The sequence below is a fragment of the Nocardiopsis sp. NPDC057823 genome, assembly GCF_042797335.1.
In the GTDB taxonomy this organism is placed as follows: domain Bacteria; phylum Actinomycetota; class Actinomycetes; order Streptosporangiales; family Streptosporangiaceae; genus Nocardiopsis; species Nocardiopsis changdeensis.
Map to the genome: position 1 here is coordinate 41,846 of NZ_JBHVLR010000011.1, position 14,976 is coordinate 56,821.

Annotated in this window: 10 protein-coding genes; 5 read left to right on the plus strand and 5 right to left on the minus strand. The window is 74.8% G+C overall.

Annotation, left to right across the window (positions count from 1 at the left end):
- Window positions 1–6: 6 nt before the first annotated feature.
- Together ACFVNO_RS18555 and ACFVNO_RS18560 are read right to left on the minus strand one after the other, a co-directional pair.
- Entirely contained in the window at window positions 7–453 is a 447-nt protein-coding gene (locus tag ACFVNO_RS18555; protein ID WP_355257559.1) for a YciI family protein, read from the minus strand.
- Between the two features lie 254 nt (window positions 454–707).
- On the minus strand, window positions 708–1,271 hold the full coding sequence (locus tag ACFVNO_RS18560) for a hypothetical protein (protein ID WP_355257562.1): 564 nt from the start codon (window positions 1,269–1,271) through the stop codon (window positions 708–710).
- A 183-nt stretch (window positions 1,272–1,454) separates the two neighbouring features.
- Between ACFVNO_RS18560 and ACFVNO_RS18565 the strand changes: the two genes are divergently transcribed.
- Entirely contained in the window at window positions 1,455–4,121 is a 2,667-nt protein-coding gene (locus ACFVNO_RS18565) for a DUF4135 domain-containing protein (protein ID WP_378894024.1), read from the plus strand.
- Between the two features lie 8 nt (window positions 4,122–4,129).
- Here the strand turns inward: ACFVNO_RS18565 and ACFVNO_RS18570 are convergent, their stop codons facing one another.
- Window positions 4,130–4,648, minus strand: coding sequence for a hypothetical protein (locus ACFVNO_RS18570; RefSeq protein ID WP_220564368.1), 519 nt, complete (start codon window positions 4,646–4,648; stop codon window positions 4,130–4,132).
- 244 nt (window positions 4,649–4,892) lie between these two features.
- Between ACFVNO_RS18570 and ACFVNO_RS18575 the strand changes: the two genes are divergently transcribed.
- Window positions 4,893–5,123, plus strand: coding sequence for a hypothetical protein (locus tag ACFVNO_RS18575; RefSeq protein ID WP_355257568.1), 231 nt, complete (start codon window positions 4,893–4,895; stop codon window positions 5,121–5,123).
- Between the two features lie 29 nt (window positions 5,124–5,152).
- Here the strand turns inward: ACFVNO_RS18575 and ACFVNO_RS18580 are convergent, their stop codons facing one another.
- Window positions 5,153–7,957, minus strand: a complete 2,805-nt coding sequence (locus ACFVNO_RS18580; RefSeq protein ID WP_355257571.1) for a BTAD domain-containing putative transcriptional regulator — start codon at window positions 7,955–7,957, stop codon at window positions 5,153–5,155.
- A 424-nt stretch (window positions 7,958–8,381) separates the two neighbouring features.
- On the opposite strand from ACFVNO_RS18580, the gene ACFVNO_RS18585 reads away from it, so the two are divergent.
- Window positions 8,382–8,762, plus strand: a complete 381-nt coding sequence (locus tag ACFVNO_RS18585) for a nuclear transport factor 2 family protein (RefSeq protein WP_355257574.1) — start codon at window positions 8,382–8,384, stop codon at window positions 8,760–8,762.
- Between the two features lie 36 nt (window positions 8,763–8,798).
- On the opposite strand, the gene ACFVNO_RS18590 is transcribed toward ACFVNO_RS18585, so the two are convergent.
- Window positions 8,799–11,552, minus strand: a complete 2,754-nt coding sequence (locus tag ACFVNO_RS18590; protein ID WP_378894029.1) for a BTAD domain-containing putative transcriptional regulator — start codon at window positions 11,550–11,552, stop codon at window positions 8,799–8,801.
- Window positions 11,553–11,983: 431 nt separating this feature from the next.
- On the opposite strand from ACFVNO_RS18590, the gene ACFVNO_RS18595 reads away from it, so the two are divergent.
- Both ACFVNO_RS18595 and ACFVNO_RS18600 read left to right on the plus strand, forming a co-directional pair.
- Entirely contained in the window at window positions 11,984–12,622 is a 639-nt protein-coding gene (locus ACFVNO_RS18595) for a DUF1449 domain-containing protein (RefSeq protein WP_355257939.1), read from the plus strand.
- A gap of 260 nt (window positions 12,623–12,882) precedes the next feature.
- A complete protein-coding gene (locus ACFVNO_RS18600) occupies window positions 12,883–14,967 on the plus strand; it encodes a flotillin family protein (protein WP_355257580.1) in 2,085 nt (694 codons plus the stop codon).
- The last annotated feature ends 9 nt before the right edge of the window (window positions 14,968–14,976 follow it).

Here is a 14,976-nt window from a genome sequence, read left to right on the forward strand (position 1 = left end):
CCCGGGTCAGTCCTCGTGGGCCTCGTGGGCGTTCTGCCCCCGCAGTTCGCGCTCGCGGTCCTTGAGCTCCGCGGGCATCATGTCGTCGCTGAAGTCGTCGGTGTCCATGATCCGGCGCAGGATCAGGTTCAGCTCCGCGGAGTCGCCCGCCGGGGGGTGGGGGCAGCGCTTGGCCCACTCCACGGCCTCCTCGGGCGAGGACACCTGGAGGATCCAGTACCCGGCGATGAACTCCTTGGCCTCGGCGAAGGGGCCGTCGGTCACCCGGGCCCCGCCGTTGGAGAAGGTCACCCGGACGGCCTCGGCGGAGGGCGCCAGGCCGTCCCCGGCGAGCAGCACGCCGGCCTTGACCAGCTCCTCGTTGTAGGCGGCCATCGCCTCGAAGATCTCCGGGGTCATCTCGGTGTTCGCCTCGGCCTGCGGGTCGGACATGATCGACATCATGTAGCGCATGGTGTTCGCCTTCCGTGCGGTGTGGGGGTCCCTCCCCCGCTCTCACCTGTTCGTCGAACGGGCGGCCGCCGGATCGACATCCTTCCGAGAATTTTTTTCCGGGCCGTGTGAAGCCCCTGCGAATCCGGCGCCGGAGACTGGTGCACGTACCAGAGACCACCCCGGCACAGGGGGGAGGGGGTACCTGGAAGGGCGGCCTTTCCGGTCGTCCGGGGTCCTCCTCCCGCCCGCGGTCCCGTCACCGCCGGGAGGGCTCAGCCGGGGAAGCCGAGCCCGGAGAGCCAGGAGCGGCTCAGCGAGACGGTGGCCGGATCGGCGCCGCGCCTGACCAGTTCCTCGCTCAGCTCCGGGTGCTTGACCAACCGGTCCGCCCGGGTCATGAGCGCGACGTCGCCCCGGGCCAGGACCGCCCGCACGAGGGCGCCCTCGACGCCCGCCCGGGTGTCGGCGGCGAAGGGGCTCTGGCTGGTGGACAGGAAGGGGCCGGCGTAGAGGTCCAGGGCCCGCTCCGGGTCCCCGGCGCGGACGAGCCGGAGCAGTTCCACGACGTCGAAGCGGACCGCGCCGTCCAGCGTGTAGCAGGCCCGGCGCCGGTCGTAGCCGAGCGGGATGCCCGCCCGGCGGGCGCGCATGGCCAGGGTCGGCAGGCTGGACGGGGCCGGGTCGGCCTCGAACAGCTCCACCAGCACCCGGTCGCGGTGCACGCAGCCGTTCGACAGGGCGACCAGCGCCGCCAGCTCCACGGCCCTGCGGTTGGCCACGGCCGTGCCGTCCACAGCGCAGCGGCCCAGTGTCGACACCTCCACGGTCCTCGTCATCACGCCTCCTTCTCGGCACAGGTCCGATCCCTGCACACCTACTGTCGCCCGGGGCCCCATCGCCCGCTTATCGGCCGCCTATCGACGCCGGCCCCGGCGTGATGGCGACGTGAACGCCCCTGGTGAGACTGGGTCCACAGCACCGGTACGTCATCGGGACCCCGGTCGGAACGGGAGCCGAACATGGAAAGGCAATGGACCGTCGAGGAACTCCCCTGGCGGCGGGCGGCGGACGACACCGCCGGGGACGCGCCCGCCTCCGGCGCGCCGGAGGCGTGGGTGCGCCGCGCGGACGCGCGTATCGCCCTGGGGCGGGACACCGGACGCGCGCGGGAGGCGTTCCTCGCCGACCCCGACGCGGCCGGGTTCCTGCGCCCGGCGCTGGACGCCGTGCACGGGCACCAGAGGGCCCTGCACGACGCGGCGACCGCGCTGGTGCGGGGGGCCGACCCCCGCCTGGCCGGGCTGCCGGACCTGCTGGCCGGGGCGTGGCCGGACGAGGAGCTGAGCCGCCTTATGACCCCGACCGTGGCCCTGGAGATGCAGTTCGCCCAGCTCTCCGGCCGGATCGGCGGCGCGAGCGGGGAGGCCCGGTTCCGCGCCTACCTGGAGCTGCTGTCGCGGCCGCGGGTGCAGCGCGAGCTGTGGGAGGAGTACACGGTGCTGCTGCGCCGGGTCGCGGAGGTGCTCTCCCGCTGGGAGGAGTCCCGGCTGGAGCTGGCCCGCGACCTGGTCGCCGACCTCCCGGAGCTGGACCGGCTGCACGGGGGCCGGCTGGACGCCGTGACCCTGGTGGACTTCGGCTCGGGGTACGTGCGCCGCCCGGGCGGGCTGGCCGGGGCCGTGGTCTCGTTCGGCGACGTCCGGATGGTCCGCACCCCGCGCCCGCCGGACGCGGCGGTGCTGTGGGAGGGGATCGTCTCCTGGTTCAACGCGCGCGGCCCCGCGCACCGGCTGTCCTCGGTCCCGGTGCTGCGCCTGCCCGACCACGGGTGGACGCTCCGCGTCGAGCACGAGCCCTGCCCCGAGGGGGAGGGCGTCGCCTTCTACTGGCGGCTGGGCGCCGTCACCGCGCTGGCCCACGCCCTGAGCGGCAGTGCCCCGCGCCACCGGGACATCGTCGCGCACGGCGCGCACCCGGTGCTGACGGACGCCGAGCGGTTGCTGGCGGGGGTGGTCCGGCCGCCGGAGCGGCCCGTGGACGCCGCGGTCTCACAGGACGGCGACGAGGACGACCCGTTGGACGAGGAGCCCCTGGAGGACGACGAGCACCTGCCCGGGTCCGGCGGCGGGGTGCTGCCGCTGGAGGGGCACACGGGCGCGCTGACGGACGGGTTCGCGTTCGCCTACGACGCCCTGGTGGCCGACCGGGGGACCTGGCTGTCGCGGAAGGGCCCGCTGGGCGGGCTGTCCCGCGCCCTGCTGCGGCACGACCTCTACCCGGCCGCCCTGTACGCGCCCTCCCTGGACGCCGGGGACCGCCCGGACCTGCTGCGCGACGGCCTCACCCGCTCCCTGCTGCTGCCCCGGCCCCTGCCGGGGGACGGGGACGCCCGGCTGTGGTCGGCGCTGCTGCGGGCGGAGTCCACCGACCTGCTCAGGGGCGACCTGCCGCACCTGTCGGGTCCGGCGGGGGCCGTCGACCTGGTCGACAGCGCGGGCCGCACCGTCCCGGGCGTGCTCGCCGAGGCGCCGGCCGCGTCCGTGCGCCGCCGGCTGAGGTCCCTGGACCGCCACGGCGCCGGCGGGGCGGTGGCGCTGGTCCGCCGGACCGCCCGCGACCTGTGCCCGGACGACCCCGACGCGGCCGACCCGCGTCCGGGCGACCGGCCGCTGGACGGGGAGACCGCGCTCGCCGCGGCCGCGGACCTGGCCCGCGGCCTCTCCCCCCGCGACCCGGGGGCGGGACCGCTGCTGGCCCGGCTCGCCGACCTCGGCGGCGGCCCCGACCTGCGGGCCCGCGCCGAGGCCGCCGCCGACCACACCGCCGCCCTGCGCTTCTCCCCCCGCGCCCCCGACCGGTTCGGCCGGGCCGCTGCCGCACTGGTCCACCTGGCCGCGGCCGGCGCGGTGCGCGGGCACGACACCCGGACCCGGGGCGCCCTGGCGCACCTGGCCCTGCTGCGCGGGCACACCGGCACCGGCTCCCCCGGCCTGGCCGGGGGACGTGCGGGCACCGTCCTGGCCGCGCTGGCGCTGCACGCGGCGCTGCCCGGGGCGGGGGCGCTGGCCGTCGCCGACCGCGTCGCCTCGGTGCTCGCCGAGGAGACCGCCGCCGCGCCCCCCGAGCCCGGCATGGCCTCGGGCTCCACCGGGGTCCTGGTCGCGCTCTCCCGCATGGACGCCGCGCTGCCCGGCGCGGGGTACGGCGGGGCCGTCGGCCGACTGCTGTCCCGGGAGCGGGAGGCGCTGGAACGGCGTCCGCCCGCGGACGTGTCGTGGTGCCACGGCCTGGCGGGGATCGGCCTCTCCCGGCTGTCCCTGCTGGCCGACGCGCGCGAGCCGGCGGTCCGCTCGGCCGCCCTGGAGGACCTGGCGTCCCTGGAACGCGCCGTCCGCGACGCCCTGCTCCGCGGCGGCCTGCGCTCCACCGGCGACCACGGGGCCTGCCACGGCGACCTGGGCGTCCTGGAGTTCCTGGTGTCGGCCGCGCGGTGGCGCGGCGGAGGCGCGGAGGAGGTCCCGCTGCGCGCCGCCGCGGGCCTGTGCGCGCACGGCCGCGCCCGCGGCTGGTGCCTCACCCCGGGGGCCGCCCCGGCGCTGTCCGGCGCGGCCGGAGCGGGGTACGGCCTGCTGCGCCTGGCCTTTCCGCATGCCGTCCCCTCCCTTTTGCTCGTCTCCCCGCCCTGACCGGCCCGTCAGACCAGTGCCGCGTCCGCGTCGCGCACCAGCGCCCGCCGCATCCCCGGGTCGCGCACGACCCGCAGCGTGTCGGCCATCAGGCGCGCGTCGCCGGTGTCCACGACGGCCTCGACGATGCGCTGTTCCAGGTGGGCCCGGGTCTGGACGGCGAAGGGGCTCTGGCTGCGCACCATGAAGGGGCCCTTGTAGAACTCCATCGCCTGGGCGACGTAGCCGTGCGACAGCAGGAACAGGAACTCGACGACGTCGCAGCGGACCCCCTCGCCGATGCGGTACGCGCCGATCTCGCGCTCGTACCGGACGTCCAGGCCGATCCGCCGCGCCCGCATGGCCAGCGTCGGCAGGCTGGACGGCGAGGGGTCGCCCTCGAACAGCACGGTGGAGAGCCAGTCGCGGGGGGCCGCCCCGTCGGACAGGAGCAGGACCGCGGCCAGCTCCGCGGCCCGCCGGTGACGCACGGGGCGCCCGTCGACACGGCACTCTCCCAGGGTCTCAAGCATGGGGACGTCGTTCATCACCACTCCGCATTCCAAGGCGATCCCGGTCCGATGCCCCGGGATCTCCTCCCGCGATCGGCTCCCCACGATCATCGGAAAGGGGGGCATCCACCCGCTATCCGCGACCTATCCCCGGGCGGGATAGGCCCTTGTCAGCGCCGTGCAATGGTGCGAATAGCCCTGTGATAAGCCTTCGGCGGCGGCGCGGGGCAGGATGTGGCCATCCCCCGAGAAGACGGGGCCCTCACCAACGGAGGTCACCATGCGGATCGTCAAGTTCTCCCTCGCCCTCGCCGCCGCCGTCGCCGTCTCCCTGGGCGCCTCCCCCGCCCTGGCGGACACGGGGGCCGGCACCTTGGAGGACCGCTGGGAGAAGACGGGCCCCGGCGCCGCCGTCTCGGTGACCGTCGACGTCCCGTCCGGTCCCGGGGAGAAGGGCCCCGCCACCGTCACGGTGAAGGTGGACACCCCGGCCGACCGCTGGGAGAAGTAGCGGGCGGGGGTGAGGACGATGGCGAACGGTCAGCCGAGGTCGGCCAACACGGATGCCACCTCGGCTCGTTCCCTCTCCTCGTAGAGCTGGTCGAAGGCCGCCATCGCGCGCTCCAGCAGCCCCCGCGCCTCATCGATCCGGCCCGCCTGGGCGCAGGCGGTCCCCAGGTCGCGCAGCACCATCGCCTGGCCGACGAGGTCGCCCAGCTCCTCGACGACGGCCAGCACCTCCCGCAGCCGCCCTATCCCCTGCCCGACGTCCCCCCGGAGCAGGTCGAGCTGGGCACTGCGCCGCAGCACCTGGGCGCTGGCCCGCGGGTCCCCGGTGCGCCCGGCCAGTTCCAGGGCCCGGTCGAGTTCCGCGCGGCCCCCGTCGACGTCGCCGCCGCGTCCGCGCAGGTAGCCGGTGAGCATCAGGCTGCGCCACTGGCCGCCCAGGTCCCCGACGGCGATGAAACCCTCCAGCGCCTCCTCGCACAGGCCCAGCGCGCGCTTCTCGTCCCCGGCCTCGGCGGTGAGGGTGGCCAGGGCGCGGCGGGCGATCGCCTGGCCCCGCACCTCTCCGAGCTCGGTGTACGCCTCCAGGGACCGCTCCAGCAGCGCCGCCCGGGTGGGCCCGTCGTAGCGGTGGCTGAGCGCCTCGCTGACCGTGGCCCACAGGGAGGCCATGCCGAGCCGGTTGCCGCGCTCCCGCACGAACGGCTCGACCCGGTCGTGCAGCTCGGCCAGCTCCTGCATGTAGCCGCGCCGGGTGAGGAAGACCGAGAAGCCGACCAGCAGGTCCCAGCTCTGCTCGTCCATGCCGAGCTCGACCGCCTGGAGCACCACGTGCCGGAGGTTGGCGCGCTCGCCCTCGAACCAGGCGTAGGGGTCGCGCAGGACGCGCTCGACGTACCGCGCGGGAGGGGACCACCGGGGCGCCCCGCCGCGCACCCGCAGGTACTCCCCGCCCATGAGGTCGTCGTTGGCGGCGTCCAGCAGCGCCAGCCAGCCGCCCATGAGGCGGTCGATGGCGGCGCCGCGGGAGGCGTCGTCCTCGACGTCGGCCGACCTCTCCCGCGCGTAGTCGCGCACCAGCTCGTGGAAGCGGTACACCGGGTCCCCGGACGGGTCGGTGCCCACGATGTCCAGCAGGTGGGCGTCCACCAGCGGTTCGACGATGTCGGAGGGGAAGGGGCGGTCGTCCCCCAGCAGGGCGGCCGCCGACCACATGGGGATGGTGGGGCCCTCGACCAGGCCGAGCAGCCCGAAGGCGCGGGCCGTCCCGGCCTCCAGTCCGTCGTAGGTCAGCGACAGGCTGGCCCGCACCGTCATGTCGCCGTGGGCCAGCTCGTCCAGGCGGTACCGCTCGTCCGCCAGCCGGTCCACCATGGAGGACAGGGACCAGTGGCGGCGGGCGGCGAGGCGGGCGGACACGATGCGCAGCGCCAGGGGCAGCCTCCCCACCGCGCCCACCAGCGCGTGGGCGGCCTCGGGTTCGGCGTCGACCCGGGCATCGCCCAGGACCTGGCGCAGCAGGGCCAGCGAGGCGTCCTCGGAGAGGGTCTCCAGGGGGAGGAAGGTCGCGCCGGGCAGGCCGGTGAGGTTGGCCCGGGAGGTGATGAGGACCCCGCAGCCGGGGCCGGCCGGGATGAGCGGCAGCAGCTGGGACTCGGTGGCGGCGTCGTCCAGGACGATGAGGACCCGGCGGGTGGCCAGCAGGCCGCGGTACATGGCGGCGCGCTCGTCCACGTCGTCGGGGACGGCGGGGCCGGGCACGCCCAGCGCCCGCAGGAAGCGGCCCAGGACCTCGCCGGGGTCCAGCGGGGTCCCCCGGGTGGCGCGCAGGTCGCAGTAGAGCTGCCCGTCGGGATAGCGCTCGGGGCCCAGCCGGTGGGCGACGCGCACGGCGGTGGAGCTCTTGCCGACCCCGGGGCGTCCCATGAGCACGACGACCCGGGCTCCGTTGCCGGGCTCGGCCAGGACGCCCTCGACCCGGTCGATGGTGCCGTCGCGGCCGACGAAGTCCACGGTGTCGGAGGGCAGCTGGAAGGGGGTGACCCCGCCGCCGAACGCGGTGGCGGGCCCGCCGCCCGAGGCGTGGGCCGGGCCCTGCGGGGGCGCGTGCTCCAGGGAGGGGTCGCCGGCGAGGATGGCGCGCTCCAGTTCGCGCAGCTCGGACCCGGGCTCCAGCCCCAGCTCCTCGATGAGCAGGTCGCGTCCGCGGCGGTAGACCTCCAGCGCCTCGACCTGGCGGCCGGACCGGTACAGCGCCAGCATCAGCTGGGCGCGCAGCCCCTCACGGAGGGGGTGCTCCTCGACCAGCCCGTTGATCTCGCCGATGAGGCGCTGGTGCCGCCCCAGTTCGAGTTCGATGGCGAGATAGGACTCGACGGCGGCCATCCGCTCCTCGTCGAGGTGGGTGGCCCGGGCGCGCAGGGCCTCGGCGCCGACGCCGCCGAACACCGGCCCGCGCCAGAGGCCGACCGCGGAGCGAAGCAGGGCGGCGGCCTCCTCGCCCCGGTCCTGCTGGGACAGGGCGGTCGCCTCGCGGACCCGGGCGCGGAAGACGTGCGCGTCCACGGTCTCGGGGGCGGCGTTGAGGACGTAGCCGGGGGACCGGGTCTCGATGACGGCGCCGGTCGGCTTGAGCAGGGTCCGCAGCCGGGAGACGCAGATCTGCACCTGGGTCCGGACGGTCTCCGGCGGGCTGTGCTCCCAGAGGATGTCGACGATCTGGTCGGTGGAGACGACGCGGCCCAGTTCCAGGAGCAGGATGCCCAGGACGGTCTGCTGCCGGCCGACGGGCACCCGGACCGGGCCCCCGGCGCCCCGGACCTCGATGGGGCCGAGCACGCGGAACACCATTCCGTCGTCGCCAGGCCGATCGCCCGTCGTGATCACACAGCTCCCCACCGTTCTGAAATCAAAGAGAACGACTCCCGAAACGGAGTTATATCACACGCATTGCGAAGAGAAGCGAACTTTATTCGACCGAAAACCGAGGTCGCCGTGGTCGAATTCTCACATTCCCACCACTGGGACCCAGACCCAAATTTCGGATGGTTGAAAGACGGACGGAAGGGAACTGCAAATATCACGTTAAGTGATATATCGGCTACCGGGAAGCGCGGCGAAGACGCCGGGATAGCCCGGGGATAGGCCGGTGACAGGGGGTTTTCCTAGCGTGGGCCCCGAACCACGAGCGCCCGGGAGTCGCCATGAACCACGCCTCCGCCGTCCGCGGTGTTCCGCGCACCCCCGGCCGGGGAGGTGCCGGATGACCGCACACGGCCAGGAGCACACCCCCGGCCGCAGCGAAAGGGTGGCGCGGGCGGGCGCCGAACACGTGCTCCTCCTCTACGACTACGTCGACCGCGCCGACCTGGACGGCTGCGCCTCCCTTCTGGACGAGTACGCCCGCCTGCGCCTGCCCGGCGTCCCGTACAGCCGGGGCCGACGCCGGGTCGAGGCGGCCCTGCGCGAGCACCTGGCCGGGCGCGGCCTGCACCGGGTGGACCTGGTGCGCGTCAGCGGGGAGGGCGTGGTCGCCGAAGGGGCGTTCACCGAGACGTCCCGCATGGCCACGCTGGTCTACAGGGACGTGTTCTCCCTGTCCGAGCACGGGCTCATCGCCTCCTGGGACCGCGCCCCGCGGTGACCGGCCGGCCGCGGCCGGCCCGGGCGGGGGCGCCGCTCACGCCTGCTCCGGCGCCCGGGCCGCCGTCCCGTCCCGGTCCCCGAGGTCCCGGGGGCCGGGCACCGTATGCGGCACCCGCTCCTCCCCGCCGTCCAGCTCCCGCGCCTCGGTGAGCAGGCGCAGCGCCCGCCGTTCATCACCCAGGTCCCGCGCCATCCGGCCCATCCGGCTCAGCACCCGCGCGCGGCCCCGGGGGTCCCCGGTCCGCTCGTACAGCGTGAGTGCCCGGGCCAGGTCGGCCTCCCCCGCGTCGACGGCGCCGGCGGCCGTGCGGAGGTGTCCGCTGAGCATGAGGGCGCGCCCCTCCCCGTCCGGGTCGCCGACCTCCTGGAAGTCGCGCAGGGCCCGCCCGCACAGCTCCAGGGCGTGCTCGCGGCGTCCGGCGGCCCGCTCCAGCCGGGCCAGCCCCCAGGTGCACCAGGCGCGGCCGGTCACGTCGCCCAGCTCCCCGAACACCGCCAGGGCCTCCTCGAAGGCCGCGCGGGCGTCGGCGGGCCTCCGCCGGTCCAGGTCCAGGCAGCCGCGGGAGTAGGCGACCGCCGCCGCCCCGCGGCGGTTGGCCGCGGCGCGCACCGCCTCGGCGGCCCGGTCGTTGACCCGGTCCCACTCCCGCAGGTACCCGCGCCGGTGGAACAGGGGGACCAGGGCCAGCGCCAGGTTCCAGCACAGCTCGTCGAGACCGTGGTCGGCGGCCAGGTCCACGGCCGCGCACAGGCGGGACCGCTCCGCCGACAGCCAGGCCGCCGGGTCGCGCAGGACGGCATCGGCCGGGGGCGGGCGCCACCGGCCCCCCGCGCCGATGCGGCCGGATCCGCCCCCGGTGCGCAGGTCGGCCTCCTCCGCCAGGAAGAGCCAGCCGCCGACCAGCCGGGCCGCCGCCTCCCGCCGCTCGGACTCCGTCTCCTCCTCCGCCAGGCGTTCGCGCGCGAACAGGCGGACGACGTCGTGGAACCGGTAGCGGGGGCCGCCCGCGGCGTCGGTGCCGTCGGCGGCGAGCATCCGGGCGTCGACGAGGGGTTCCAGCAGCTCGTCGGGGCGGGGCCTGCGGTCGTCCAGCAGCGCCCCGGCGGCCCACCCGGGCTGTCCGGGGCCGTCGGCCAGCGCGAACAGCCTCAGGGTCCGCCGGGCGTCCGGGGCCAGGCCCTCGTAGCCCGGCACCAGGCCGGCGCGCACGGTGAGCCCGCCGTGGGAGAGCTGGTCGAGGCGGTGCCGCTCGTCAGCGAGCCGGGCGACCATGGACGCCAGGGACCAGTGGGGCCGTGCGACCAGCCGGGCGGCGACGATCCGCAGGGCCAGGGGCAGCCTGCCCACCGTGCCCAGCAGCTCGGCGGCGGCCTCGGGGTCGGCGTCCGTCCGTTCGGGTCCGATCACCCGGCGCAGCAGCTCCAGCGCCTGGTCCTGCGGGAGCACGTCGAGTTCGACCAGGTCGGCCCCGGGAATCCCGGCGAGGCCGGAGCGGCCGGTGACGATCGCGGCGCAGCCGGGCCCGGGGGGCAGCAGGTCGGCGACCTGCCGATCGTCGGCGGCGTCGTCCAGGAGCACCAGGACCCGCCGCCGTGCGAGCAGGTCGCGGTACATCCGCGCGCGCGGCCCGAGCCCCTCGGGCAGCGCCCGGTCGGGGACGCCCAGGGCGCGCAGGAACCGGGCCAGCGCCCGCGCGGGGTCCAGCGGGGTCCCGCTGCCGCCGCGCAGGTCGCAGTAGAGCTGTCCGTCGGGGAAGCCGGCGCGGGCCAGCCGGTGGGCGACGTGCACGGCCAGGGCGCTCTTGCCGACGCCGGGGAGGCCGACGACCGCGCAGAGGGCGGCCCGGCCCCCGCCGCGGCCCGGCCCGGTGAGGGCGGCCTCCAGTGCCGCCGCCTGCTCCCCGCGTCCGGAGAAGTCCGCGGTGTCGGCGGGGAGCTGGCGGGGGCACGGGGCTCCCGCCCGGGAGCGCGGGGCCGGGACCGCGACGGGGGCGGCGGGCGCCGCCGGGGCCGGGTCCGGGTCGGGCGGCGACTCCCCCGCCAGGACGGCGGCCTCCAGGGCGCGCAGTTCCGGTCCGGGTTCGCGCCCCAGCTCGGCCGTGCTCAGCTCCCGGCCCCGCCGGTAGACCCGGAGCGCCTCGGCCCGGCGCCCGGAACGGTGCAGGGCGAGCATGAGTTGGTAGCGCAGCCGCTCGCGCAGGGGGTACCTCCGGACGAGGTCGTCGATCTCCCCGACGACCAGGTCGTGGCGGCCCAGCTCCAGCTCCAGGTCCAGGTACGCCTCGACGAGGGACGCGCGGTCCTCGTCCAGCCGGTCGGCCAGGGGCCGCAGCAGGCGGCCGGACGGGCCGCCCAGGGACGGGCCGCGCCACAGGCCCGCCGCCCGGCGCAGCAGGGCGACCGCCTCCTCCGGGCGGCCCCCGGCGACGGCCTCCCCGGCCCTCTCGGCGAGGATGCGGCTCAGGTGGACGTCGACGGCCTCCGGCTCCACTCGGAGCAGGTAGCCCGGCGGGGAGGTGAGCAGGGGCGTGCCGAGGGGGGCCAGGCTCTTGCGCAGCCGCGAGACGCAGATCTGCACCTGGGTGCGGGCCGTGTCGGGGGGATCGCAGTCCCAGGTCACGTCGACCAGGTGGTCCGTGGAAACGGTGCGCCCCGCCTCAAGCAGCAGCGCACGGAGAATGACCTGCTGGCGTCCGGGGGGAATGTGCACCTGCTCGGAACCCGCCTCGACCTGGAGCGGCCCGAGAAGGCGGAAGAAGACTCCGTTGAAACCGCTTCCGGGGTTCACGAGATAGACCTCGCCCTCCGTAGGCGCGCTTGTGCGGTGCAGCAGATCCTAAATGAGGCGTTCGGGAAGCGCCACAGTCCTCCGCCGCGCCGGGATCCGAATACCTTTGAATGCCGCACCGTAGCTCAATGTGATATCCGCCTGTCGGCGGGGGCGTTCCGGGGAATGCCGGGCCGGGCGTTCCGGGAAAACGACACCCGATGACCTCGAAGAATTCACTGTGCGGAAATACTGCGCCGTAAACCCCGGTGCCCGTGCGCGCGTCGCGGAAATCCGCGCGGCGGTGGCCGGTTCCGGCCACGTTCCCTGGCCCCCCGGACCGCGTTCAACTGGGACGTTGGGTAAAGTTCCGGGCACGGTCCCCGTCCTGACGGCCACCATCCCCCGTGCGCCGCCGGGGACCGGGATGGACGCGAAGGGGCGTGATCCGCGTGGGGCTGTTCCTCAGCACGGCTTTCGGCTTCCCGACCGTACTGTTCACCCCCATGCTCCTCGTGATCGTCCTCTACTGGATCGTGGTCGCGGTCGGCCTGGCCGACACCGACGTCCTCGACTCCGCGGACTCCGACGGCGACCCCGCGGGCGCGAGCGCGGTCATGGGGCGGGTGGGGCTGGGCAGGGCCCCGGTGACCGTGGAGATCACCGTGCTGGTGCTCTCCGCCTGGTTCGTGAGCATGATGGGCGGGATCGTGACCAGTCTCCTCACCCCCGACGGCGCCCTGCTCTGGGCGCTCGGAGCGGTCGTCCTCGTCATCGCCGTCGTGGCGGCGTGGGCGTTCACCAGCGGCGCGGTCATGGCCGTGCAGCGGTTCCTGCCCAAGGGCAAGGGGTCCTCCAAGCACGAACTGGTCGGCCGCACCTGCGTGATCCGGATCGGCTCGGCGAACGAGGGCTTCGGCCACGCGGAGATCACCACCGCGGGCGGGGCCTCCATCACCATCCCGGTGCGCACCATCGGCGGCGAGGTGCTGCCGTCGGGGAGCACCGCCCTGATCTTCGACCACAGCGACGACCGGGACGTCTTCCTGGTCACCCGCTTCGACCCGGCCCTGGACCCCGGTCAGGGCTGACCCCGGCCACGGCCTGCCCCGGCCGGAGCCGACCCGGGCGGGCCCGTGCCCGCCGGCTCCCCCAGGTCCTCCGGCCACCGGCTCGTGCACGAGCCCCTCGGACACGAGTCTTTCCCCCAGGGAACGGAACCACCGGCCGGGGGCCCGCGTCCCATTCCACGAGCCCCCTCCCGGGAGCGTCCGGGCCCCGCACCCCCGCCCGCGCCGCCCCCGCACGGCCACTCGACCCCGCACGGTCAATCGCAGAAAGGCCCCCATACGTGTTGCTGAGCGCCCCATCCACCGGAGAGGCCGCCGACGCGGCGTTCCTCACCGTCGGCATCTCCCTGGCCGTCGCCCTCCTCGTCCTGCTCCTCCTGATCGTCTCCATCCTGAAGATGTTCAAGAAGGTCAAGCAGGGTGAAGCGCTGATCATCTCCAAGACGCGCGACGTCCACGTCACCTTCACCGGTGCGGTGATCCTGCCGGTCCTGCACAAGGCCGAGTACATGGACATCTCGGTCAAGACCCTGGACCTGGACCGCCGCGGCCGCGACGGCCTCACCTGCAAGGACAACATCCGCGCCGACATCAGCGTGAAGTTCTTCATCCGGGTCAACGAGACCGAGGAGGACGTCAAGCGGGTCGCCAAGGCCATAGGCACCGAGCGGGCCAGCAACCCCGAGACCCTCCAGGAGCTGTTCAACGCCAAGTTCGCCGAGGCCCTCAAGACCGTCGGCAAGCGGTTCGACTTCGAGGAGCTGTTCACCCAGCGCGAGGAGTTCCGCCAGCAGATCGTCGAGGTCATCGGCCAGGACCTCAACGGCTACGTGCTGGAGGACGTGGCGATCGACTACCTGGAGCAGACCCCGCTGCACCAGCACGACGCCAACAACATCCTCGACGCGCAGGGCATCTCGAAGATCACCGAGCGCACCGCCACCGAGCACAAGCGCACCAACGCCTTCGAGAACGACCGCAGGAAGGAGATCGACCGCCAGAACACCGAGACCTCCGAGACCCTCGCCGAGCTGGAGAAGCGGCGCGAGGAGGCGGCGGCCAAGGCCAAGCGGGAGATCGAGATCATCAAGGCCCGCGAGGAGGCCGAGACGGCCCGCGTGCAGGCCGAGGAGCGCCTCAAGGCCGAGACCGCCAACATCCGCACCTCCGAGGCGCTGGGCGTCCAGCACCAGAACCAGCAGCGCGAGATCGCGGTCGCCGAGAAGAACCGCGAGCGCGTCATCGCCATCGAGACCGAGCGGATCGAGAAGGACCGCATGCTGGAGGTCATCGGCCGCGAGCGCGAGACCGAGCTGAGCCGGATCTCCAAGGACAAGGAGGTCGAGGCCGAGAAGCGCGAGGTCGCCGACGTCATCCGCGAGCGGGTCGCCGTGGACCGCACCGTCGCCGAGCAGGAGGAGGCCATCAAGCGCCTGCGCGCGGTCGAGGAGGCCGAGCGCCAGCGCCAGGCCATCATCATCCACGCCGAGGCCGAGGCCCAGGAGCGCCTGGTCAAGGACATCAAGGCCGCCGAGGCCGCCGAGGCCGCGGCCAAGCACAGGGCCGCCGAGGAGCTGACCCTCGCCGAGGCCCGCCAGCAGGCCGCCGAGCTCGACACCCGCGCCAAGATCCGCCTCGCCGAGGGCATCCAGGCCGAGGCCGCCGCCCAGGGCCTGGCCGACGTCCAGGTCCGCGAGCAGGACGCCGCGGCCATCGAGAAGGTCGGCACCGCCGAGGCCGAGGTCTCCCGCCTCAAGGCCGAGGCCGAGGCCAGGGCCGTCCAGGCGAAGATGCTCGCCGAGGCCGAGGGCATCGAGGCCAAGCTGCGCGCCGAGGCCGCGGGCCTCACCGACAAGGCCGGGGCCATGGCCGCCCTGGACCAGGTCAGCCGCGAGCACGAGGAGTACCGCCTGCGCCTGGAGGCCGAGAAGGAGGTCCGCCTGGCCGGGATCGACGTCCACCGCCAGGTCGCGGAGGCCCAGGCCACCGTGCTGGCCACCGGCCTGGAGAACGCCGACATCAACATCGTCGGCGGCGACGGCGCCTTCTTCGACCGCATGGTCAACTCCATCGGCCTGGGCAAGGCCGTGGACGGCTTCGTCGGCAGCTCCGAGACGATGCAGGCGCTGGGCGGCAGCTGGCTGAACGGCGAGGGCGACTTCGTCCGCGACATCAAGAAGGTCGTGTCGTCGCTGGACACCGAGGACGTCAAGAACCTCACCGTGTCCGCCCTGCTGCTCCAGCTCATCAACGGCGGCCAGGGCGACAACGGCAAGCTCAACGGCCTGCTGTCCACGGCCCGCTCCATGGGCCTGGACCAGCTGCCGGTGACCGCGCTCGCCCCCGCCAACGCCGTGAAGCAGTGAGGTAGCCGT